This is a genomic window from Luteimonas gilva (assembly GCF_005239095.1).
Classification (GTDB): Bacteria; Pseudomonadota; Gammaproteobacteria; order Xanthomonadales; family Xanthomonadaceae; genus Luteimonas_C; species Luteimonas_C gilva.
The window spans coordinates 1125694-1147046 of sequence record NZ_SZUA01000001.1 but is presented as its reverse complement, the minus strand read 5'-3'; the positions used below and the strand labels follow the sequence as shown (position 1 = coordinate 1147046).

Below are 21353 nucleotides of genomic sequence, written 5' to 3'. Positions count from 1 at the left end.
ACTCGTTCCCGCCCACAGGCAGGATCCCCCGGTTCCCGTCATCCCGGCGAAGCCGGGATCCAGGGCCTGCGTCGTAGTTCTGGATCCCGGCTTGCGCCGGGATGATGTTCCGGCAAAGCCGCGCGCTTCGCGCGCGGGCCGGAACCTCACTTGAACTCCGCCGCCCAATACGCTTCGACTTGCTTCACCAGCTCCGCCGGCAGAGGCACGTAATCCAGCGCCTGCGCCTGCGGCTGTCCGTTTTCGAACGCCCACTTGAAGAAGGCCATCGCATCCTTCGAGCGCTGCGCGTCCTTCGGCTGCTTGTACATCAGGATGAAATTGGTGGCGGTGATCGGCCACGCGTCCGCGCCGGAAGCGTTGGTGATGACCAGGTTGAAATCCTTGGCGTTCGCCCAGTCGGCGGTCGCCGCGGCGGCCTGGAACGATTCGGCGCTGGGTTGCACCCAATTCCCGGAGGCGTTCTGCAGCGAGATGTAGGTCATCTTGTTCTGCAGCGCGTAGGCCAGTTCGACGTAGCCGATCGAGCCCTTGATCTGCTTCACGTACGAAGCCACGCCTTCGTTGCCCTTGCCGCCGACGCCGCCCGGCCACTGCACCGAAGTGCCTTCGCCGACTTTCGACTTCCACTCCGCATTCACCTTCGACAGGTAGTTGGAGAAGTTGAAGGTGGTGCCCGAACCGTCGGAGCGGTGGACGATGTTGATCTTGGTCGAAGGCAGCTTGGCGCCGGGATTGGCGGCGGCGATCGCCGCATCGTTCCAGGCGGTGATCTTGCCGAGGAAGATGTCGCCCAGCAGCGCGCCGGTCAGGCGCAGCTTGCCGGCTTCGACGCCCTCCAGATTGACCACCGGCACCACGCCGCCGATCGCGGACGGGAACTGGCCCAGGCCCGCGGCGGCGAGTTCTTCGCTGGACAGCGGCTTGTCGCTGGAGCCGAAATCTACCGTGCCGGCCTTGATCTGGGCGATGCCGCCGCCGGAGCCGATCGATTGGTAATTCACTTTGTTGCCGGTCTGCTGGTTGTAGTCCGCGGACCAGCGCGACAGCAGCGGATAGATGAAGGTCGCGCCGGCGCCGGTGATCTCGGCGACTTTCTTGTCGCCGGCCGGGGCCGCGGCGGCGTTCGGAGCCTGGTTGCCGGTGCCGGGAGCCGCCGCGTTGTCGCCGCCCTTGCACGCGGCCAGGAGCAGGGTCACTGAACAGGCCAGGACGGCCAGGCGAAGGGGGGTGGCGTTCATGCGGCGCTCCATACGGCGTGTCGGCATAGCCTGCCGACGAGATGCCGCTATGAAATGATGTTTTTGTTACATCCGGATGACATGGACTGTGGGAGCGGCTTTAGCCGCGGGCTTTTGCATCAGATCGCAGCGAGGTGCGGGAAGAGCTCGCGGCTAAAGCCGCTCCCACAAAAGCCCCGGCAAAAAAAGCGCGGGCCGAAGCCCGCGCAAAAGGGGTGTGCTTGGGATCGAGGAAAATCAGTAGCCCATGTTCTGCGCCCAGTAGGCGTCGATCTGCTTGACCAGAGCGTCCGGCAGCGGCACGTAGTCGAGCGCCTTGGCCTGCGCGTCGCCGTTGGCGTAGACCCACTTGAAGAATTCCTTGGCGTTCTTGGCGCCGTCGGCGTTCTTGGGCTGCTTGTACATCAGGATGAAGTTGGTGGCGGTGATCGGCCAGGAGTTCTCGCCCGGCGCGTTGGTCATCACCAGGTAGAAATCCTTGGCGTTGGCCCAGTCGGCGCTGGCGGCCGCGGCGCCGAAGGTTTCGTCGGTCGGCAGCACGTAGTTGCCGGCGGCGTTCTTCATGCGCGAATAGGCCATCTTGTTCTGCAGCGCGTAGGACAGTTCGACGTAGCCGATGCCGCCCTGGATCTGCTTGACGTACGCGGCCACGCCTTCGTTGCCCTTGCCGCCGATGCCGGTCGGCCACTTCACCGACGTGCCTTCGCCGACCTTGGTCTTCCACTCGGCGTTGACCTTGGACAAGTAGTTGACGAAGTTGAAGGTGGTGCCCGAACCGTCCGAGCGGTGCACGACGGTGATCTTCTTGTCGGGCAGGTTGACGCCGCCGTTCATGGCGACGATGGCCGGATCGTTCCACTTGGTGATCTTGCCCAGGAAGATGTTGCCCAGGGTTTCGCCGTCCAGCTTCATCGCGCCGGAAGGCACGCCCGGGACGTTGATCACCGGCACCACGCCGCCGATCACCGAGGGGAATTGGGCCAGGCCGAACTTAGCCAGTTCGTCGGGCTTCATCGGGGCGTCGGAGGAGCCGAAATCGACCGTGCCGGCCTTGATCTGGGCGATGCCGCCGCCGGAACCGATCGACTGATAGTTGACCTTCTTGCCGGTGGCCTTGCTGTAGTCGGCCGACCACTTGGACATGACCGGGTAGATGAAAGAGGCGCCGGCGCCGGTGACGTCGGCGGCGAAGGCGTTGCCTGCGAAGGCGGTCGCGAGCGCGATGGCCGCGACGCGGTAATGGGTCTTGAACACGGGTGCGACTCCTTGGAGGAAAAGTACGGGCCCCAGCCCGTCCGCGCGCATTTCATAACGGTCCCGTGACAATGCGATGACAAGCTCGGCAAAAACGTCATCGAGGGCGCAGCGGGGCGGGCGAGGCGTTCAGGACGGCCGCTCGGGCGGGGCGTGCGGTTCGCGGGCCCGGGTTCTCTGCGCCAAAAAAGAAGGCGCGGCTTTCGCCGCGCCTTCCTGCCCTATCCACGACGGGGGTTGTGGATGCTTGCTTACCAGTAGAACTGCGCGCGCGCTTCGATGATGTTCGGATCGTCGTGCACGTCGCGGCGGAAGCCCACGGCGTTGTTGTACTTCTCTTGCTTCACGGCCACGTAGTTCAGCATGAACTTGAAGTTGGAGCGCCAGTACCAGTTCACGCCCAAGGTCCAGGAGTCCATCTTGCCGCCCAGGACGCCGTTGACGATCGGCGCGCCGGTCGGAGTGAGGGGCGGGGCGATGTTGCCGTCGTTCAGATCGATGGTGTCGTAGCGCAGGCCCAGCTGCCACAGGCCGATGCCGGGTTCTTCCGGCAGGTTGGTGACCGGCGTGCCGGACTTGTAGCCCCAGGTTTCGCCGGTGATGTTCCACAGGCCGGAAACGTAGTAGCCGTCGCCGCTGAAGTTCTTCAGGTTGCCGTAGCGGTCCACGTCGATGTTCATGTACTCGGCCTGCAGCTTGAACGGGCCGGTGACCCACAAGGCTTCCGCGCCGAACAGGCTGACGCGGTCGGTGCGGTTGTTCAGGCTGTTGGCGCTGGTCAGGCTGCTGCCGGTGTCGATGTAGCGCAAGCTGACCATGTCGGCCATCGGACGCGCGCGCAGGCGGATGCCGTCGGCGTCGGTGTCCTTGCTGGTGTAGGAAGCGCCGATGTGGAAGATGCTGCCGGCATCGTTCACCGGCGCCCAATAGCCGCGCAGGCCGTAGCCGCTGCCGTGTTCGCGGTTGCGGGTCAGTTCGCGGCCGAAGTAGCTGGCGGTGAGGCCCCAGTTGACGTCGCCGTAGTTGTACTGCACGCCGAGACGGCGCGCGGTGCCCAGGCTGTTGGTGATCGACGACTTGGAGACGAAGTCGTTGTTCTTGGTCGACGACAGCTCTTCCATCGTCGCGCCCGGCTGCTTGTACTGGCCGACCTGGATGAAGTGGTTCGCGTTGTTGCCGAACTTGTACTTGATGTTGGCGTCGAGGAACTTGTCGTCCTTGGCGTCGTAGCCCAGCACCCATTCGATATTGCCCGGGCCCTTGCCCTTCAGCACCAGCTCGGCGCGGCGCAGTTCCTGCAGGTAATCCTTACCGTCGCAGTCGGTCGAGGTGGAGCAGGGCGGAGCCGAGTCGGCGCCGTAATCGTTCAGATCGGTGTCGAAGCTGTAGAAATCCGCCTGGACCAGGCCTTCGAAGCTGACTTCGGAATTGCCGATCACGTCGATGGCGATTTCGGCGTGCGCGGCCGGTGCGGCCAGCGCCGCAAGCAGCGCGAGGGAAAGGGTGCTCGGGGTGAGTTTCATCGTAGGGCCCTTCGGGCGAGAGGAAAGACGCCGCGCAGGGTAGGGCGTGAATATTTCGTTGCGATGACAGCCTGTCTTAATTCCGGGCTTCGCGGTCTTCCGAGCGGCGCGGCGGAGGATCGCAGGCCGTTTTGTCCGGGTAATGACCGGAATATGACGGTTTAAGGCGCCGGCGTCTTGTCAGGGAACCGACACAAATCGCGGATTACGCATTCGGGGCAGGCCGGCTTGCGCGCCTTGCAGACGTAACGGCCGTGCAGGATCAGCCAGTGGTGCGCGTCCAGGCGGAATTCGGCCGGCACCACTTTCAGCAAACGGTCCTCGACCTCGCGCACGTTGCGCCCGGGCGCGAGGCCGGTGCGGTTGGCGACGCGGAAGATATGCGTGTCGACCGCGATGGTCGGTTCGCCGAAGGCCGTGTTGAGCACCACGTTGGCGGTTTTGCGGCCGACGCCAGGCAAGGCTTCCAAAGCTTCGCGGTCGCGCGGCACCTCGCCGCGATGGCGTTCGATCAGCAAGCGGCTCGTCGCGATCACGTTCGCGGCCTTGGCGTTGTACAGGCCGATGGTCGAGATGTATTTCTTGAGCCCCTCTTCGCCGAGCGCGAGCATCGCCTGCGGCGTGTTCGCCACCGGGAACAAGCGGCGCGTGGCTTTGTTGACGCCGACATCGGTCGCCTGGGCCGAGAGGGTCACCGCCACCAGCAGTTCGTAGGGCGTGCTGTAGACCAGTTCCGTGGTCGGCTTGGGGTTCAATTCCGACAGCCGCACGAACAACTCGCGGATTTCGGCCGGCGACAAGGTTTTGCTGCGCCGCGCGGGCTTGGCGGGAGGCGAAATCGGCTTTTTCGCGGCGCGGGCCGGGGTCTTGGCGGCGGCCTTCTTCATTTCGGTTCGCTTCCAGCGGCTTTAGCCTTCGCCCGCGCCAGCGCAGCCGCGGCGGCGGCGGGCAAAGCGGGCGCCTTGGTTCCGATGTCGACCGCCGGCGTCGCGGCGCGTTTGGCTCGCAACTCTTCGGCGCGGCGTTGCAGGCGCGCGCCGCGGGCGCGATAGCGTTCGCGCGCTTCGAGCGCGCGCCGTCGCGCATCGCGCGCGTCCGTCAGCGCGGCTGCGCATGAGGCGTCGCAAGCCGGGCAAGGTTCCGTTTCGAGCAAGCCCAGATCCATCGCGCGGTCCAGGTCGTCTTCGCGCAAGGCCGCGACGACGGCGTGCGCGGACGCGCCGCGCGCGTCGCGGCATGCGCAGGCCGGGCAGGCTATGGGTGGCATCGGGCTTTCTTCCATCGCGACGAACCGACCGCGCGCGTCAAACGCCCTTGAACGCAGGCTTGCGCTTCTCGAGGAAGGCGCGGGTGCCTTCGCGCATGTCTTCGCTGGAGAAGATCAGGCCGAACTGCGCCGATTCGTATTCCAGGCCTTCTTCCAGGCCGCATTCGGCGCCGACGTTGACGCAGTCGATCATCCCGCGCAGCGCCAGCGGCGCGGCGTTGGCCAATTGCTCGGCCAGCTTCATCGTTTCGGCTTCCAACTCCGCAGCCGGCACGACGCGGTTGACGACGCTCAATTGCAAAGCGCGCGCCGCGTCGATCGGCGCGCCGGTCAAGCACAACTCCAACGCCGCCGCGCGTCCGGCCAAGCGGATCAAGCGCTGCGTTCCGCCGAAGCCCGGGATCAAGCCCAAATTGATTTCCGGCTGCCCTACCTTGGCGGTGTCCGCGGCGATGCGCAGATGGCAGCACATCGCCAGCTCCAAACCGCCGCCGAGGGCGAAACCGTTGACCATCGCGATCACGGGCTTGGGCATCTTCTCCACGCGCCGCATCATGCGCTGGCCGCGCAGCGAAAAATCGCGGCCTTCGACCGCGCTCAAACCGGACATCTGCGCGATGTCGGCGCCGGCGACGAAGGCTTTCGGCCCGGTGCCCGTGAGCACCACCACACGCACGTTCGGATCCTGCGCCGCCTGGTCGAAGGCGGCGTGCAGCGCGTCCAAGGTGGCCGCGTCCAGCGCGTTCAATTTGTCGGGGCGGTTGACCGCGATCGTGCGGACGGCGCCGCGGTCGGTCAGGAGCAGCGGGGATTCGGTCATCGGGGGCTCGCAGTAGGGCGTAAAAACCGTGAAATGGCGCACTCTGAGGAACTTCGCCGGCTCGGGCCGGTCACAGGGCTGCCCCTCAGTGGCAGTTAAGCTGCCGCCCGGGTATCCTACCGCGTTCCAATCGGGGCGGTTTTACCGCCCCGCGCCATTTAAGGCCCAATTCTGGAGGTATCGCTGCATGAAGTTGCGTTTGTTAGCTGCCGCTTTCACGGCCCTGATCCTGACGGCCGGTACCGCCAGCGCCCAGGACACGACGTCCGAAAAAGGCAAATTGAGCTATTACTTCGGTTACGACTTCGGTCGCAGCTTGGCCGAGTCGGGCGAGCAAATCGATGCCGCGACCCTGACCAAGGCGGTCCAGGACGGTCTGGCCAAGAAGCAGCCGGCGATCGCGGTGGATCAGCTGCGTCCGGCGGTCGAGGCCTTCCAGAAGCGCCAGCAGGCCAAGGCCCAGGCGGCCAAGGCCGCGTTCGATAAGGACGCCGCCGCGAACAAGACCAAGAGCGACCAGTTTCTGGCCCAGTACAAGGCCCAGGCCGGCGTGAAGGCGCTGCCCAACGGCACCCAGTACAAGGTGATCGAGAACGGCACCGGCGCCAAGCCGACCACAGCCAGCACGGTCGCGTTGGAAGTCGCCGGCCCGTTCCCGTTCGGCCAGCGTCCGACCGATCCGAACCAAGGCAAGGCCCAGTCGGTGCCCAGCGTGAAGCTGAGCGAAGTCGACATGCAGGCGATGCGCGAAGTGCTGCAGCAGATGCCGGCCGGTTCGAAGTGGGAAGTGGTGCTGCCGCCGGAAAAGGCCTTCGGCGCCGACCCGCGCAGCGGTTTCCCGCCGAACGTGGCGGTCGCTTTCGAGGTCAAGCTCGTCAGCGTGAAGTGATCTTCGGCTAAAGCCGGAATCCGAAGTTGTTCCCCATTACGCCGGCATATGCCGGCGTAATGCTTTCGGCGACCCCGCTTTTTGTGGGAGCGGCTTTAGCCGCGAGCTTTCCCCTCAAATCCTTGCGATATCGCGATTGGGGGAAAGAGCTCGCGGCTAAAGCCGCTCCTACAAAAGCCGAATCGCGAATCGGCGATAATCCGCATTCCATGACGTTCGCATCCACGCCCCCCGTCTACCGCGCCGTGCTCAGTCCCTGCACGGGCGTGTGCACGATCGACACGCGGGGCTTGTGCGGCGGCTGCCATCGCACCCTCGACGAAATCGCGCGCTGGAGCACGATGGGCGACGACGAAAGATTGCGCCTGATGGAAACCGTATTGCCCGAGCGCGAACGCAACGGGCGCAGCGGCGCATGAAATTCCCGCTCGACGAAGCCCGCTTGCGCAAAGCGCTGCATCCGCTCGCGGAAGCGCCGACCGGGCAGGGCTGGAACGCCGCAGAGTTGCGCGATCTGCTGCCGCAAGACGCCGCCACCGTCGAAGCGGCGGTGCTGGTGGGCCTGGTGCCCCGCCCGGAGGCGTTGACGGTGCTGCTGACCCGCCGCACCGACGCGTTGCGCCAGCATGCGGGCCAGGTCAGTTTTCCCGGTGGGCGCATCGAAGCCGGCGACGCGGATCCGGTCGCCGCCGCGTTGCGCGAAGCGCACGAGGAAATCGGATTGCCGCCTTCGTCGGCCTCGCCCTGGGGCTATTTGGACCCGCTGACCACGATCACCGGCTATCGCGTGCTGCCGGTCGTCGCTTGCGTCGATCCTGGTTTCGTCGCCGCGCCCGATCCGAACGAAGTGGCGGCGGTGTTCGAAGTGCCGCTGGATTACTTGATGACGCCTGACAATCTGTTGCGCGTCGACATCGAATACTGCGGCCGCGCCCGCCATGTGCTCGAATACCGCAACTACGAGCACGCTTCCGAACACCGCATCTGGGGCGCGACGGCTTCGATCCTGTTCAACCTGCGGCAAAGGCTGGAGAACGCGGCATGACCGGATGGGACACGCTGGTGCAGGCGGAAGATTTGGCTCGGGCGTTGGGGCGCGACGACGTGGCCGTCGTCGATTGCCGCTTCTCGCTCGCGGACCCGCAGGCGGGCGAACGCGCGTACGCGCAAGCGCACGTGCCCGGCGCCGTGTACGCGCATCTGGATCGCGATCTGTCCGATCACTCGAAGCAAGGTCAGGGCCGCCACCCTTGGCCGGAGGCGGCCGATTTCACCGCGAAATTGGGCGCCTGGGGCATCGGCCCGCAGACCCAGGTCGTAGCCTACGACGATGCCGACGGCGCTTACGCGGCGCGGTTTTGGTTCTTGCTGCAAGCGCTGGGCCATCGGCGCGCCGCCGTGCTCGACGGCGGCTGGGCGCGCTGGAACGCGCTCGGCTTGCCGGTGGAGACGGACATCCGCACGCCGGTGCGCACGGACTACGAAGCCGAATTCGACGCGGACCGGTTGCTGGACGCCGTTCGGGTGCAAGCGCATCTCGATGCCGGCGGTCTGCTCGTCGATGCCCGCGCCGCCGAACGCTTCCGCGGCGAGACCGAGCCGCTGGATCGCGTCGCGGGCCACGTTCTCGGCGCGCGCAATCGGCCTTATGCCTTGAACCTGGCCGACGGTCGCTTCAAGCCCCGCGAACGGTTGGCGCAGGAGTTCCGCGAATTGCTCCGCGATAGCGATCCGCGCGAGATGGTCGCGATGTGCGGCTCGGGCGTCACCGCCTGCCATCATCTATTGGCGATGGCGTATGCGGCCTTGCCCGGCGCGAAGCTGTTCACAGGATCGTGGAGCGGATGGATCAGCGATCCGAAGCGGCCGGTGGCGACGGGGCCTGAATAGTCGCCCCTAGCCGTCATCCCGGCGGAAGCCGGGATCCAGGGCTTCCGACGCATCCGCACATTCGACGGAATTCCTGGATCCCGGCTTGACTCGCGCTGTGCACTCGCCCTTCGGGCCAGCTTCGCTGTTAACTCGCTTCGCTCGTTTCGCCGGGATGACGATCCATTTCAGGCGCATCGATAAGTTTCTTGCGTCAACGGATCAATTTTCAGCGGAAGACTTCTTTTCGAGCCGTTCGATCTGCTGCGTCGCGTGTGTATTGGCAGGATCGAGGGCTAGCGAGCGTCGGTAATGGACGATGCTCTGGCGGATATCGCCGTTGATCGCATAAGCCTCGCCCAAACTATCCTCCGCGTTGCCGCTGCGGGGAAAGAGCGCGACGACGAGCTTCATGATCTCCAGGCCGTCGCGCGGGCGGCCGCTGTGCAGCAATCGGTAACCCCAATCGTTGAGTTCGGCTTCGTTCCAACGCTGCGCGGGATCTTTTTTGGCGATGTTGCCGGCGACCTGCACGGCGCGGTCGTAGCCGGCGTCGTCGAGCGCGATCCGCAGCGCCGGCACGCCCGTGATTCGCAAACCGGGCGCCCAATAGGTGGCGATCCGGTCGATCTCGTCTTCTGGGTAGCTGCCGACGAGATTGGTGAGAATGACGACCGCGACATCATCTTCGGGATACAGGTAAAAGGCCGAACGCGCGCCGCCGGTCATGCCTACCGCACGATGCCCGGCGCCGCGCGGCAGGATCGTCCAGCCCATGCCCCATTGGCCCGGCTTGCCGTCGTTGAACGCGGCCGGAGTCCACATCGTCTCGATCTGCTTGGGCTCGAGCAGCTTCCCTTGTTCGAGCGCGATGATCCAACGCGCCACGTCCTCAGCGGTGCTCGCCAAACCGTTCGACGCACGATGGAAAGGCAGGGACACGGGATAGCGTTGCTCGAGCACGCCTGACGCGGCGGGCGTCGAACGCACGAACTGATAATCGGGTCCCTTGCCGACGATCAGATCGCGCGCGTCGCCGTAGCGCGTGCGGACCATGCCGGCGGCGGCGATCTGCGCCTCGCCGACCATCGCGTCCTCGCTTCTGCCGTAGAGCCGGTTCAGTACGCGCTGGATGAGCGTGTAGTTGGTCTGGCAATAGTGGAAACGCTCGCCCGGCGCGAAGTACACCGGTTGCGCTAGCGTCCAGCGCCAGGCTTCTTCGGCATTGCTGTCGACGGTCGGCGCGCGATTGGTGTCGGGCAGGCCCGACATATGGCTGAGCAATTGACGGATGGTGACGGCGCGCCATGCCTCGGGCAGGCCGTCCAGATAGCGCGAAACCGGCGCGGACAAATCGAGCTTGCCGGCCTCGACCGCCTGCATCGCGGCCAGTCCGGTGAAAGCCTTGGTGATCGAAGCGAGCGTGAACACGTTCTGCTTGGTGGCGGGAACGTCGAGCGCCACGTTCGCCTTGCCGTAAGCGCGAGAGAAGACGATGGCGCCGTCCTTGACTACCGCGACCTGCGCGCCCGGCACCCGGTATTGGGTCACGAAGGCTTGCACGGCACGGTCGGTGCGTTCGGCCGGGGTCTCGGCCTTTTGCGCGAAGGCCGAAAAAGGCAGCAGGGCGGCAAGCAGCAGCGAGATCGGAAAGATTCGGTTCCGGCGGGCGATGCGCATCTCAAAAAACATGGCGGTACCCCTGTTCCACCGGCGGCGATGCCGGTGCGATGCGGGGTGAACGCTCGAGCCTGCGCCGGGTTGACGCAAAAAAAGCTATGGACAGCCGCCAGGCTTGACGACGCACTCGTTGGAAGCGGGGTGGCGCGCCAACGCATCGCCGATGCGGGTCGGGCGCGGCCGCAGTTCGCCGCCGCAATTCGGGCAACGCCCATGCAGCGTGCGCGCATCGCAATCCGCGCAGAACGTGCATTCGAACGAGCAGATCAGCGCGCCGGCGGTATCGGCCGGCAAGTCGCGGCCGCAGCATTCGCAGCACGGGCGCATTTGCAGCATCGTCACTTGCCCAGTTTGGCGACCAGGGCGCGCAGGCCGGCTTGCGTATCGGGTTCGTTCCATGCATCGATGAAGCGGTCGAGCTGGATGAAGTCGGGATGCAGAGCGGCGATCAGATCGGCGCGGGCGAAACCGCGCGTGGTCAGCATCGGCTTGCGCGGCAACTTCAGCAGTTCTTCCAGCCATGCGCGGGCGCGGACGGGGACGTGATCGATGTCGGCGAGTTCGTCGACCAAGCCGATCGCCAGCGCGCGTTCGGCTTCCACCATCTCGCCGGCGACCAGCAAGCGTTCGGCGCGATAAGGGCCGACCACGCGCGCCATCAGCCTCCGGATGCCTTCCGGCGCGGCCAGGCCGACCTGGGTTTCGTTCAGGCCGATCCGGAACGGACCCGAGGCCATGATCCGGTAGTCGCAGCACAAAGCCAGCACGCAACCGCCGGCCGGCGCATGGCCGGCGATGGCCGCCACGACCGGCACCGGGCACGCCGCCAATGCGCGCGCGGCGGCGAAGAAGGTTTCCCAGGCCGCTTTCAAAGCGCCGCGGTCGTCGATCGTCAGCAGATGCGGCACGTCCAGCCCGGCCGAGAACACCTTGGGGCCGCCGCTCAGCACCAGGCCTTGCGCGCCTTGCGCGGCGGCATCGGCGATCGCCGATGCCAGTTCGGCGCACAAGGCCGGATTCAGGGCGTTGACCGGCGCGCGCGCCAGCCGCAATTCCCGGATGCTGCCGTGGTCTTCGATAGCGATGAGCGAGGTCATGGGTTCGGTCGGAAAGGCGGTTGGCCGTTATCATAGGCTCATGAACAGAATTTCCGCCGCCCTGTCGTTTTCGTTGCTGGCCGCGCTGAGCAGCCCGTCCTTCGCCCGCGATTGCTCGCCGCAAGTGCGCGACGCCTGGATCCGCTTGGTTCCCGGCGGCATGCCGATGCAGGCCGGCTTCGGCCGCATCGAAAACCGCTGTCCGGCGCCGGCTACGGTCGTGGCCGCGAGCAGCCCGGCTTACGGCAGCGTCGAGCTCCACGAAACCCGCATCGTCGACGGCGTCAGCAAGATGCGCGCGGTGCCCGAACTGCGCATCGCGCCGGACGGCGCGGCGACGCTGAAGCCGGGCGGATTGCATCTGATGCTGATGCAGCCGCGTTCGGCGTTGAAAGCGGGCAGCAAGGTGGTGGTGGAATTCGAATTGGCCGACGGACGCAAGGTGCTGGGCGAATTCGAAGTGCGCAATCCTTCTGCGCTCTGATTCTCGCTTTGTGGAGCGGCTTTAGCCGCGAGCTCTTGCGCGAAGATCCCAGCGACGTGCAGGAAAGAGCTCGCGGCTAAAGCCGCTCCCACAAAGCCAGAGCAATCGAGCAGGCTCGACTCTACAAAGCCGATGCGCGGCGCACGGGATCGGGCAGGGGCGTGGGCCGGCCGCTGGCGCGCTCGATCCACACCATCACCACATGGCCGTCCGCGTACAGGATCGCTCCGTCCTCGCTAACGATGCGATGGCCCAAGGTCACGCTGGTGTTGCCGACGCGCTCGGCGAACAGTTCGACGGTCACTTCCGAGGGATACGGGATCGGCTGACGGTAGTTCATCTGCACCGCCGCCAGCAGCGGAGCGACTTGGTCGGTCACCCACTCCTCGCCCAGCGAATCGAACCAGCGGATCCGCGCTTCCTCCAGATAGGTGAGGAAGTTGGAATTGTTGACGTGGTTGAACGCGTCCAGATCGCGCCAGCGCAGCGCGATGGGCATGCGGAACAGGGTTTTTTCGTTGTCCAAACCCATAAGCTTAGTAACTAGTGAAATAGGAACGAGAAACGAGTGGCCTGGCGATCTTACTAGTTCCTAATTCCTGTTCACTAGTTCCTGATCTCAAGCCGCGCTCTTGCGCCGCGCCGGCTTCTCCAGCCCCAACGTCTTAGCTAGGAACTGCCCGGTATAAGACTTCGGCATCGCCGCCAATTCTTCCGGCGTGCCGGCGGCGATGATCTCGCCGCCGCGATGGCCGCCTTCCGGACCCAGGTCGATGACCCAGTCGGCGGTCTTGATCACGTCCAGATTGTGTTCGATCACCACGATGGTGTTGCCGTCGTCGCGCAGCTTGTGCAGCACGGTGAGCAGGTGCTCGATGTCGTGGAAGTGCAGGCCCGTGGTCGGCTCGTCCAGGATGTAGAGCGTGCGGCCGGTGTCGCGCCGCGACAGTTCCTTGGACAGCTTCACGCGCTGCGCTTCGCCGCCGGACAGCGTGGTCGCCGGTTGGCCGAGCTTGATATAGCTCAGGCCCACATCCATCAGCGTCTCGAGCTTGCGCGCCAACGCCGGCACCGGCTCGAACAGCTTCAGCGCGTCCTCGACCGTCATCTCCAACACGTCGTGGATGCTGAAGCCCTTGTACAGGATCTCCAGCGTTTCGCGGTTGTAGCGCTTGCCGTGGCAGACATCGCAAGGCACGTACACGTCGGGCAGGAAGTGCATCTCGACCTTGATCAGTCCGTCGCCTTGGCAGGCTTCGCAACGGCCGCCGCGCACGTTGAAGCTGAAGCGGCCCGGCGAATAGCCGCGCGCGCGCGATTCCGGCACCTGCGCGAACAGTTCGCGCAGCGGCGTGAACAGGCCGGTGTAGGTGGCCGGATTCGAACGCGGCGTGCGGCCGATCGGCGACTGGTCTATGTCGACGACTTTGTCGAACAAATCCAGGCCCTTGACGTCGCGGTACGGGGCCGGCTTGTGCGAAGCGCCGTTGATCTCGTTCGCCGCCAGGGCGTACAGGGTGTCGTTGATCAGGGTCGACTTGCCCGAACCGGACACGCCGGTGATGGCGGTGAACAGGCCCGACGGGATTTCCAGGTCCACGTCCTTCAGATTGTTGCCGCTGGCGCCTTGCAGCCTCAGCGTCATCTTCTTGTTCGGCTTGTTGCGCAGCTTGGGGATTTCGATCCGCTTCTTGCCGCTGAGGTATTGGCCGGTGAGCGAACGCGGCGCCTTCAAGACTTGTTCGAACGTGCCCTGGGCGACGATCTCGCCGCCGTGCACGCCCGCGCCCGGGCCGATGTCGACGATATGGTCGGCCAGGCGGATCGCGTCCTCGTCGTGTTCGACCACGATCACCGTGTTGCCCAGATCGCGCAGCCGGGTGAGCGTGCCGAGCAGGCGCTCGTTGTCGCGCTGGTGCAAGCCGATCGACGGCTCGTCCAGCACGTACATCACGCCGACCAGGCCGGCGCCGATCTGCGAAGCCAGGCGGATGCGTTGCGCTTCGCCGCCCGAGAGCGTGTCGGCTTTGCGTTCCAGGGTGAGGTAATCCAGGCCGACGTCGACCAGGAAGCTCAAGCGCTCGCGGATTTCCTTGACGATCTTGGCCGCGATCTCGCCGCGCCAGCCGGGCAATTCCATCTGGCCGAAGAACGACAGCGCCTGGTCGATCGGCAGCACCACGATGTCCTGCATCGGCTTGTCTGCGACGAACACGTTGCGCGCCGAGCGGTTCAGGCGCGCGCCGCCGCATTGCAGGCAGGGCCGGTCGCTGATGTATTTCGCCAATTCCTCGCGCACCGCGGAGGATTCGGTCTCGCGGTAGCGGCGCTCCAGGTTCGGCACGATGCCTTCGAACTTGTGCTTGCGCTGTGTGCGGCCGCCCGAGTCGGTGATGTAGCTGAAGGTGATCACTTCTTTGCCGCTGCCGTACAGCACCGCCTGGCGCGACGCTTCGTCCAATTCCTGCCACGGCGTGTCGACGCTGAACTTGAAGTGCTTGGCCAGCGACTGGATCAGCTGGAAGTAATAGGCGTTGCGCCGGTCCCAGCCGCGCACCGCGCCGGCCGCCAGCGACAGTTCCGGATGCACGACCACGCGCGCCGGATCGAAGAACTGGCTTACGCCCAGGCCGTCGCATTCGGGGCAGGCGCCGACCGGCGAGTTGAACGAGAACAGGCGCGGTTCCAGTTCCGGCAGCGAGTAATCGCACACCGGGCAGCTGTATTTCGACGAGAACAGCAGTTGCGGCGCATTCTCGTCGTCGAGCGACATCACTTGCGCCATGCCGTCGCCGAGCTTAAGCGCGGTCTCGAACGATTCGGCCAAACGCTGCTTGAGGTCTTCGCGCACCTTGAAACGGTCGATGACGGCTTCGATGGTGTGCTTCTGGCGCAGCGCGAGCGTGGGCAGCGCGTCCATTTCGTACAACTGGCCGTCCACGCGCACGCGCACGTAGCCCTGCGCGCGCAGCTGCTCGAAAATCTGCGCATGCTCGCCTTTGCGTTCGCGCACCACGGGCGCGAGCAGCATCCAGCGCTGTTCGGCGGTCTTGGGATCCTTGGCCAGCGCCAACACCTGGTCGACCATCTGGCTGACGGTCTGCGCTTCCAACGGATAGCCGTGGTCAGGGCAGCGCGGCAGGCCGACGCGGGCGTAGAGCAGGCGCAGGTAGTCGTAGATCTCGGTGATGGTGCCGACGGTCGAACGCGGGTTGTGCGAGGTCGATTTCTGTTCGATCGAGATCGCCGGGCTCAGGCCCTCGATATGGTCGACGTCCGGCTTCTCCATCACGCTCAGGAACTGGCGCGCATAGGCCGACAGCGACTCCACGTAGCGGCGCTGGCCTTCCGCGTAGATGGTGTCGAAGGCCAGGGACGACTTGCCCGAGCCCGACAGGCCGGTGATCACGATCAGCCGGTCGCGGGGCAGGTCCAGGTCCAGGTTCTTCAGATTGTGGGTACGGGCTCCGCGGATGCGGATGGTGTCCATCGCCATCGATGAGGGGTCCAGCAACGGGTTGAAGCCCCGGGCGGGGCTTGCGCGGATGCGCGGCCAACAGGGGAGCGTAGCGAGCCGACGATTTGGGGGCAAATCGGCGGAATGCCAGCCTGGCATGGACAGGTCTCAGGAGATGCGACTGAGCGGTTAAGCCCTGGATTTAGCCCCTCTCCCATCGGGAGAGGGGTTGGGGTGAGGGTTCGGCGGAGCTGGGATGGTCCAGATCGCGGGTTTCCGACCGGTCTCCCGATCGGATCCTTCCGCCGCTACGCCGAACCCTCATCCGCCCTCCGGGTACCTTCTCCCGGTGGGAGAAGGGGAAGCTCCGAAGTCGCTCATCCAGTTGACCCTAACTCCCTGAATCCCCTACAATTCCGCTTCTGTCCGCCCTCGATGGCGGCCAGGCTATGAAAATTACAGAAGAACTACAGAAAGGAATATCGATCATGTACGCAGTTCTGGTCACCGGCGGTAAGCAATACCGCGTGATGAAGGGCGAAACGATCCGCGTCGAACTTCTCGACGTCGAAGCCGGCAAAGAGATCAAGTTCGAGCAGATCCTGATGCTGGGCGACGGCGAAGGCGTGAAGCTCGGCGACGCGCTGAAAGGCGCCACCGTTTCCGCCACCGTGAAGGGCCACGGCCGCGCCGACAAGGTGCGCATCGTGAAGTTCCGCCGCCGCAAGCACCATCGCAAGCAGATGGGCCACCGGCAGCATTACACCGAAATCGAGATCACCGGCATCGCCGGTGGCGACAGCAAGTAAGGAGAAGCCGCCATGGCACATAAAAAGGGCGTAGGTTCCACCCGCAACGGCCGCGACTCCAACCCGAAGTACCTGGGCGTGAAGATCTACGGCGGCCAGGCCATCGAGGCCGGCAACATCATCATCCGTCAGCGCGGCACCCAGTTCCATCCGGGCACCGGCGTCGGCTTGGGCCGCGATCACACCTTGTTCGCGCTGGTCGACGGCACGGTCGAGTTCTCGACCAAGGGCCCGAAGAAGCGCCGCACGGTCAGCGTGGTCGCCGGCGAGTAATCCTCGCTTGCGATGCGATTAAGCCCCGCCGCGTGCGGGGCTTTTCGTTTCTTCAAGCCGTCATTCCGCGAAGGCGGGAATCCAGTGACTTAAGCTTCTCCAGAGAAGGGCGCGGCGATCTGACATTCCGCGCGCCCTCACCCAACCCTCTCCCGCAGGCGGGAGAGGGTTAGAGCGCGGCTCCGCCGAACTCCTTCTTCACTTCACCCATCGCTGTCACAATTCCCCTATGAAACTCGTCGACGAAGCCGAAATCCAAGTCATCGCCGGCAACGGCGGCAACGGCTGCATCGGCTTCCGCCGCGAGAAGTTCATCCCGCTCGGCGGGCCGGACGGCGGCGACGGCGGCGACGGCGGCAGCGTATGGCTGGTCGCCGACGAAAACCTCAACACCCTGGTCGATTTCCGCCACCAGAAAGTCTTCCGCGCCCAGCGCGGCGAGAACGGCATGGGCCGGCAGATGTACGGCAAGGCCGGCGAGGACATCGAAATCCGCGTGCCGGTCGGCACCGCGATCACCAACGTCGACACCGACGAAGTGATCGGCGATCTGACCGCGCACGGCGACCGTTTGCTGGTCGCCAAGGGCGGCAAGGGCGGCCTGGGCAATATGCATTTCAAGAGTTCGGTGAACCGCTCGCCGCGCAAGGCGACGCCAGGGGAAGAAGGCGAAGAGCGCACGCTGATGCTGGAGCTGAAGCTGCTGGCCGACGTAGGCCTGCTCGGCTTCCCGAACGCGGGCAAGAGCACCCTGATCCGCGCCGTGTCCGCGGCCACGCCGAAGGTAGCCGACTATCCGTTCACCACGCTGTATCCGAACCTGGGCGTGGTGAGCGTGGAGCCGGGGCGCAGTTTCGTGATCGCCGACATCCCGGGTTTGATCGAAGGCGCGGCGGAAGGCGCCGGTTTGGGCGCGTTGTTCCTGCGCCACATCCAGCGCACGCGGCTGTTGCTGCATCTGGTCGAAGTCGAACCGTTGGACGGCGGCGACGCGGTCGAGCAAGTGCGCACCATCGAAGGCGAACTCGCGCGTTTCGATGCGGCGCTGATGGACAAGCCGCGTTGGCTGCTGCTCAACAAGGCCGACTTGCTGCCGACCGAGGATGCCAAGGCGCTGGCCGAGGACATCGTCGAACGGCTCGGCTGGAAAGCGCCGTGGTTCGTCATCTCCGGCCTCGCCCACGACGGCACGCGCGAGGTGATGCTGAAGGTGCAGTCCTTCCTAGACGAATTGAATTTGGCCGAAGCGGAGCAGCGGGAAGCCGATGGCGTCTGAGTCGCGACGCGGAGCCGGCATTTTTGTAGGTGCGAATTCATTCGCACGCTCTTTCATCGGAACCGAAATGCGTGCGAATGAATTCGCGCCCACGAAAGCCGGGGCAACAAAAAACCCGGCCGAAGCCGGGTTTTTCGGAACGCTCGCTAAGCCGATATCAGGCGGCCAGCGCCTTGATGCGGGCCGACAGGCGGCTCTTATGGCGAGCGGCCTTGTTCTTGTGGATCAGGCCGCGCGCGGCGAAGCGATCGAGGATCGGCTGCGCGGTGGCGAAAGCGGCCTGGGCGCCGGCGGCGTCGTTGGCGTCGAGCGCCTTGAGGACTTTCTTGACGGCGGTGCGCAGCATCGAACGCTGGCTGGCGTTGCGCAGATTGCGCACGACGGCCTGCTTGGCGCGCTTCTTGGCGGACTTGATATTGGCCACGATGGGATCCTGGAAACTGGGGTGAAAAAAGCGGTGTCTGGGACAAACGAGCCGGAAATTATGGGGGATTCAGGTACTTGCGTCAACCTCAGGGCCGGTTTCGGGCGCGGCTTTTGTGGGAGGGGCTTCAGCCCCGACAACTCGTCGGGGCTGAAGCCCCTCCCACAAGGGCAAACGCTCGCGGCTGAAGCCGCTCCCACAAAGAGCCAGGTTGCCCGATGAACGCCCCGGACCCTGCAGCGGCCGTCCCGCCGCCCACCCCCCGCAAGTCCGGCCTGCTGCGCTCCACGGCCGTGTTCAGCGCCATGACCTTCCTGTCCCGGATCTCGGGCCTGGTCCGGGACCAGGTCTACGCGGCCGTGTTCGGGGCCAGCCCGGCCATGGACGCCTTCGTGGTGGCGTTCCGGATCCCCAATTTCATGCGCCGGCTGTCGGCCGAGGGCTCGTTCTCGATGGCCTTCGTCCCGGTCCTGGCCGAGTACAAGGAACGCGGCGACCACGCCGCGGTGAAGGAACTGGTCGACCGGGTCGCCGGCACCTTGACCGCGTTCCTGCTGGTGCTGACCGCAGGCGCGGTGCTGGCCGCGCCCTGGATCATGCCGATCTTCGCCCCCGGTTTCGGCGCCGACACCGAACAGGGCCGGCTGGCCGCGGAGATGCTGCGGATCACCTTCCCGTACGCCTTGTTCATTTCGCTAGCCTCGCTGGCCGGCGGCATCCTCAACAGCTACCAGCGCTTCGCGATTCCCGCCTTGTCGCCGGTGTTGCTGAACTTGGCCATGATCGCCGCGGCGCTGTGCGTGGCGCCCTTCATGCGCGAACCGGTGCTGGCGCTGGCCTGGGGCGTGTTCGCGGCCGGCGTGCTGCAACTGGTGTTCCAACTGCCGTCGTTGGCGAAGATCGGTCTGCTGCCGCGGCCGCGCTGGGGCGTGGCCCATGCCGGCGTGCGCAAGATCATGAAGCTGATGGTGCCGACGTTGTTCGGCTCATCGGTGGCGCAGGTGAACCTGCTGCTCAACACGATCATGGCCTCGTTCCTGATCGGCGGCAGCGTGACTTGGCTGTACTACACCGATCGCCTGCTGGAATTCCCGCTGGGCATGTTCGGCGTGGCGATCGGCACGGTGATCCTGCCGCACCTGTCCAGCCGCCACGCCGCCACCGATCCGCATGGATTTTCGAAGGCGTTGGATTGGGGTTTCAGGCTTTGCCTGCTGATCGGCGTGCCGGCTTGCCTAGGGCTGATCCTGTGCGCGCAGCCGTTGATGGCGGCCTTGTTCCAGCACGGCAATTTCACCGCCGAGGACACCCGGATGAGCGGTCTGAGCCTGATGGCCCAGGCGACGGCCGTCCCGGCGTTCCTGCTGGTCAAAGTATTGGCGCCGGCGTTCTATTCGCGGCAGGACACCAAGACGCCGGTGAAGTCGGCGGTGGTGTCGGTGATCGCGAACGCGGTATTCACGGTGTCGCTCGTGCTGGGCTTGCTGTACTTGACCGATGCCGGGCGCGCCGCGCTGACCGCGACGGGCGGCCGCGTGTTCGAAGCGTTGGGCCGCGTTCCCGGCGCGCACGCCTGCTTGGCTTTGGCGATCGCGTTGGCCGGTTGGCTCAACGCCGTGCAGCTGTGGTGGTATCTGCGCCGTGCCGGCGTCTACGAAAGCCAAGCCGGGTGGGCCCGCTTCCTGCGTCAATTGGCGGTGGCGGCGATCGGCATGACCGCGGTCGTAGTCGCCTTCTTGGCGTACTGGCAGGGCTGGACGGTCTGGCCGTGGTGGGAGCGGATCTGGAAGCTGGCGGTGCTGGTGGGCAGCGGCGCGACGGCCTATGCCGGGCTGTTGTGGCTGCAGGGCATCCGGCCGCGCGATCTGAGGCATTGAGCCGGCCGGTTTGCTGCACCGCAGCTATACTCCGGAATCTACCCGTATGCGGGTAATCGGTATCGCTCTTGTGGGAGGGGCTTCAGCCCCGACATGGTTGTCGGGGCTGAAGCCTCTCCCACAAAGTCCACAACCAGAGAACTGATGAGCAGGCTGTTTCGCGACGTCGATGGCGGATCCCTATATCCGCAGGGAAGCGTGGTCTGCATCGGCGCCTTCGACGGCCTGCATCTGGGCCATCGCGCGCTGGTGCGGCATGCGGCTTCGCGTGCGCGCGCCTTAGGCGTGGCTGCGGTCGCGTTGAGCTTCGAACCGTTGCCGCGCGAGTTCTTCGCCGCCGGCGCTGCGCCGCCGCGGCTCACTCTGCCGCGCGCCAGGATCGAAGGCCTGCGCGATCTCGGCGCCGACGGCATCGGTCTGCTGCGTTTCGACGTGCGCTTGGCGTCGATGAGCGCCGAGAATTTCGTGCGCGACGTGCTCGTCGGCAGGCTGTCCGCACGCGAGGTCTGGGTTGGGCCGGAGTTCCGTTTCGGCCGTAAGCGCGGCGGCGATATGGCCACGTTGCGCCGGTTGGGAACGCACCTGGATTTCGAAGCCGGCGAAATCGAGCCGGTGGCGCTCGACGGCGAGCGTGTCTCCAGCACCCGCATCCGCAACGCGCTCGGCGACGGCGATTTCCGTCTCGCTTCGCGTCTGCTCGGACGCCCGTACGCGATCGCCGGGCACGTCGTGCGCGGCGCGCAGCTCGGCCGCACGCTCGGCTTTCCCACCGCCAATCTGCGTTTCGGCGGCAAGACGCCGGCCTTCACCGGCATCCACGCCGCTTGGGTGCACGGCGTGGGCAAGACGCCGATCGCCGCGGTGACCAGCTTCGGCACGCGGCCGACGGTGGACGGCGTCGAACCTTTGCTCGAAGCGCATCTGTTCGATTTCGACGGCGACCTCTACGGCCGCCGCATCGAAGTGGAATTCGTGGCCAAGCTGCGCGACGAAGAGAAATTCCCCGACCTGCAAAGTCTGGTCGCGCAAATGCACAAGGATGCCGCACAGGCACGTGCCATCCTCCAACAAGCACCCAAACAGGCGTACGCGTGAGCGAGAACGACACCCACC

The 21353-nt window shown here is 65.5% G+C and carries 19 protein-coding genes and 2 pseudogenes; 9 read left to right on the top strand and 12 right to left on the bottom strand.

The window, feature by feature from the left end; all coding sequences use genetic code 11:
* Positions 1–146: 146 nt before the first annotated feature.
* The 6 genes from pstS (FCE95_RS05335) to FCE95_RS05310 all read right to left on the bottom strand — a co-directional run bounded on the left by pstS (FCE95_RS05335) (position 147) and on the right by FCE95_RS05310 (position 6105).
* The gene (gene pstS, locus FCE95_RS05335) at positions 147–1241 is read right to left on the bottom strand and encodes a phosphate ABC transporter substrate-binding protein PstS (protein ID WP_137265909.1); all 1095 of its coding nucleotides are present in this window, start codon (positions 1239–1241) and stop codon (positions 147–149) included.
* Between the two features lie 237 nt (positions 1242–1478).
* The gene (gene pstS / locus FCE95_RS05330) at positions 1479–2495 is read right to left on the bottom strand and encodes a phosphate ABC transporter substrate-binding protein PstS (RefSeq protein ID WP_425481282.1); all 1017 of its coding nucleotides are present in this window, start codon (positions 2493–2495) and stop codon (positions 1479–1481) included.
* A 251-nt stretch (positions 2496–2746) separates the two neighbouring features.
* Positions 2747–4018 (bottom strand): OprO/OprP family phosphate-selective porin, encoded by a 1272-nt coding sequence (locus tag FCE95_RS05325; RefSeq protein ID WP_137265907.1) that lies wholly within the window; start codon positions 4016–4018, stop codon positions 2747–2749.
* 161 nt (positions 4019–4179) lie between these two features.
* Positions 4180–4905 carry an endonuclease III gene (nth, locus tag FCE95_RS05320; protein ID WP_137265906.1) on the bottom strand — a complete coding sequence of 242 codons (726 nt, stop codon included), beginning with the start codon at positions 4903–4905 and terminating at the stop codon, positions 4180–4182.
* On the bottom strand, positions 4902–5285 hold the full coding sequence (locus FCE95_RS05315) for a hypothetical protein (protein WP_223266782.1): 384 nt from the start codon (positions 5283–5285) through the stop codon (positions 4902–4904). The genes nth and FCE95_RS05315 overlap by 4 nt, the downstream gene beginning before the upstream one ends.
* A 37-nt stretch (positions 5286–5322) precedes the next feature.
* Entirely contained in the window at positions 5323–6105 is a 783-nt protein-coding gene (locus FCE95_RS05310) for an enoyl-CoA hydratase/isomerase family protein (RefSeq protein ID WP_137265905.1), read from the bottom strand.
* A gap of 187 nt (positions 6106–6292) precedes the next feature.
* Between FCE95_RS05310 and FCE95_RS05305 the strand changes: the two genes are divergently transcribed.
* The 3 genes and pseudogenes from FCE95_RS05305 (at position 6293) to FCE95_RS05295 (ending at position 8884) form a co-directional block, all read left to right on the top strand.
* Positions 6293–6994: an FKBP-type peptidyl-prolyl cis-trans isomerase N-terminal domain-containing protein gene (locus FCE95_RS05305; protein WP_137265904.1), complete on the top strand. Its 702-nt coding sequence runs from the start codon at positions 6293–6295 to the stop codon at positions 6992–6994.
* Between the two features lie 209 nt (positions 6995–7203).
* Positions 7204–8039: pseudogene (locus FCE95_RS05300) on the top strand (CoA pyrophosphatase).
* Positions 8036–8884: a sulfurtransferase gene (locus FCE95_RS05295; protein ID WP_137265903.1), complete on the top strand. Its 849-nt coding sequence runs from the start codon at positions 8036–8038 to the stop codon at positions 8882–8884. The pseudogene FCE95_RS05300 and the gene FCE95_RS05295 overlap by 4 nt, the downstream one beginning before the upstream one ends.
* Before the next feature lie 201 nt (positions 8885–9085).
* On the opposite strand, the gene FCE95_RS05290 is transcribed toward FCE95_RS05295, so the two are convergent.
* From FCE95_RS05290 to FCE95_RS05280, 3 genes are all read right to left on the bottom strand, one after another.
* Positions 9086–10543, bottom strand: a complete 1458-nt coding sequence (locus FCE95_RS05290) for a serine hydrolase (protein WP_137265902.1) — start codon at positions 10541–10543, stop codon at positions 9086–9088.
* A 96-nt stretch (positions 10544–10639) separates the two neighbouring features.
* Positions 10640–10879 carry a DUF1272 domain-containing protein gene (locus FCE95_RS05285; protein ID WP_137266462.1) on the bottom strand — a complete coding sequence of 80 codons (240 nt, stop codon included), beginning with the start codon at positions 10877–10879 and terminating at the stop codon, positions 10640–10642.
* Between the two features lie 2 nt (positions 10880–10881).
* Positions 10882–11640 (bottom strand): enoyl-CoA hydratase/isomerase family protein, encoded by a 759-nt coding sequence (locus tag FCE95_RS05280; RefSeq protein ID WP_137265901.1) that lies wholly within the window; start codon positions 11638–11640, stop codon positions 10882–10884.
* Between the two features lie 40 nt (positions 11641–11680).
* Here FCE95_RS05280 and FCE95_RS05275 point away from each other — a divergent pair, with 40 nt between their 5' ends.
* Entirely contained in the window at positions 11681–12124 is a 444-nt protein-coding gene (locus FCE95_RS05275) for a copper chaperone PCu(A)C (RefSeq protein WP_137265900.1), read from the top strand.
* A 121-nt stretch (positions 12125–12245) separates the two neighbouring features.
* On the opposite strand, the gene FCE95_RS05270 is transcribed toward FCE95_RS05275, so the two are convergent.
* Together FCE95_RS05270 and uvrA are read right to left on the bottom strand one after the other, a co-directional pair.
* Positions 12246–12650 (bottom strand): acyl-CoA thioesterase, encoded by a 405-nt coding sequence (locus FCE95_RS05270; protein ID WP_137266461.1) that lies wholly within the window; start codon positions 12648–12650, stop codon positions 12246–12248.
* Positions 12651–12782: 132 nt separating this feature from the next.
* Positions 12783–15620 (bottom strand): annotated as a pseudogene (uvrA, locus tag FCE95_RS05265) (excinuclease ABC subunit UvrA); the annotation flags it as partial.
* Positions 15621–16069: 449 nt separating this feature from the next.
* On the opposite strand from uvrA, the gene rplU reads away from it, so the two are divergent.
* The 3 genes from rplU (at position 16070) to cgtA (ending at position 17939) form a co-directional block, all read left to right on the top strand.
* The gene (rplU, locus tag FCE95_RS05260; RefSeq protein ID WP_137265898.1) at positions 16070–16390 is read left to right on the top strand and encodes a 50S ribosomal protein L21; all 321 of its coding nucleotides are present in this window, start codon (positions 16070–16072) and stop codon (positions 16388–16390) included.
* A 12-nt stretch (positions 16391–16402) separates the two neighbouring features.
* Entirely contained in the window at positions 16403–16663 is a 261-nt protein-coding gene (gene rpmA / locus FCE95_RS05255; protein WP_137265897.1) for a 50S ribosomal protein L27, read from the top strand.
* 229 nt (positions 16664–16892) lie between these two features.
* Positions 16893–17939 (top strand): Obg family GTPase CgtA, encoded by a 1047-nt coding sequence (gene cgtA / locus FCE95_RS05250; protein ID WP_137265896.1) that lies wholly within the window; start codon positions 16893–16895, stop codon positions 17937–17939.
* 157 nt (positions 17940–18096) lie between these two features.
* Here the strand turns inward: cgtA and rpsT are convergent, their stop codons facing one another.
* Positions 18097–18363, bottom strand: coding sequence for a 30S ribosomal protein S20 (gene rpsT / locus FCE95_RS05245; protein ID WP_137265895.1), 267 nt, complete (start codon positions 18361–18363; stop codon positions 18097–18099).
* A 218-nt stretch (positions 18364–18581) separates the two neighbouring features.
* Here rpsT and murJ point away from each other — a divergent pair, with 218 nt between their 5' ends.
* Together murJ and FCE95_RS05235 are read left to right on the top strand one after the other, a co-directional pair.
* Positions 18582–20240, top strand: a complete 1659-nt coding sequence (gene murJ / locus FCE95_RS05240; protein ID WP_137265894.1) for a murein biosynthesis integral membrane protein MurJ — start codon at positions 18582–18584, stop codon at positions 20238–20240.
* Positions 20241–20384: 144 nt separating this feature from the next.
* On the top strand, positions 20385–21335 hold the full coding sequence (locus FCE95_RS05235) for a bifunctional riboflavin kinase/FAD synthetase (RefSeq protein WP_137265893.1): 951 nt from the start codon (positions 20385–20387) through the stop codon (positions 21333–21335).
* Positions 21336–21353 lie beyond the last annotated feature (18 nt).

Bases quoted from the DNA above. Each gene is read 5' to 3' on its own strand.
- pstS (WP_137265909.1), bottom strand. From the start codon at position 1,241: ATGAACGCCACCCCCCTTCGCCTGGCCGTCCTGGCCTGTTCAGTGACC.
- FCE95_RS05325 (WP_137265907.1), bottom strand. From the start codon at position 4,018: ATGAAACTCACCCCGAGCACCCTTTCCCTCGCGCTGCTTGCGGCGCTG.
- nth (WP_137265906.1), bottom strand. From the start codon at position 4,905: ATGAAGAAGGCCGCCGCCAAGACCCCGGCCCGCGCCGCGAAAAAGCCG.
- FCE95_RS05315 (WP_223266782.1), bottom strand. From the start codon at position 5,285: ATGCCACCCATAGCCTGCCCGGCCTGCGCATGCCGCGACGCGCGCGGC.
- FCE95_RS05310 (WP_137265905.1), bottom strand. From the start codon at position 6,105: ATGACCGAATCCCCGCTGCTCCTGACCGACCGCGGCGCCGTCCGCACG.
- FCE95_RS05305 (WP_137265904.1), top strand. From the start codon at position 6,293: ATGAAGTTGCGTTTGTTAGCTGCCGCTTTCACGGCCCTGATCCTGACG.
- FCE95_RS05295 (WP_137265903.1), top strand. From the start codon at position 8,036: ATGACCGGATGGGACACGCTGGTGCAGGCGGAAGATTTGGCTCGGGCG.
- FCE95_RS05290 (WP_137265902.1), bottom strand. From the start codon at position 10,543: ATGCGCATCGCCCGCCGGAACCGAATCTTTCCGATCTCGCTGCTGCTT.
- FCE95_RS05285 (WP_137266462.1), bottom strand. From the start codon at position 10,879: ATGCTGCAAATGCGCCCGTGCTGCGAATGCTGCGGCCGCGACTTGCCG.
- FCE95_RS05280 (WP_137265901.1), bottom strand. From the start codon at position 11,640: ATGACCTCGCTCATCGCTATCGAAGACCACGGCAGCATCCGGGAATTG.
- FCE95_RS05275 (WP_137265900.1), top strand. From the start codon at position 11,681: ATGAACAGAATTTCCGCCGCCCTGTCGTTTTCGTTGCTGGCCGCGCTG.
- rplU (WP_137265898.1), top strand. From the start codon at position 16,070: ATGTACGCAGTTCTGGTCACCGGCGGTAAGCAATACCGCGTGATGAAG.
- rpmA (WP_137265897.1), top strand. From the start codon at position 16,403: ATGGCACATAAAAAGGGCGTAGGTTCCACCCGCAACGGCCGCGACTCC.
- cgtA (WP_137265896.1), top strand. From the start codon at position 16,893: ATGAAACTCGTCGACGAAGCCGAAATCCAAGTCATCGCCGGCAACGGC.
- murJ (WP_137265894.1), top strand. From the start codon at position 18,582: ATGAACGCCCCGGACCCTGCAGCGGCCGTCCCGCCGCCCACCCCCCGC.
- FCE95_RS05235 (WP_137265893.1), top strand. From the start codon at position 20,385: ATGAGCAGGCTGTTTCGCGACGTCGATGGCGGATCCCTATATCCGCAG.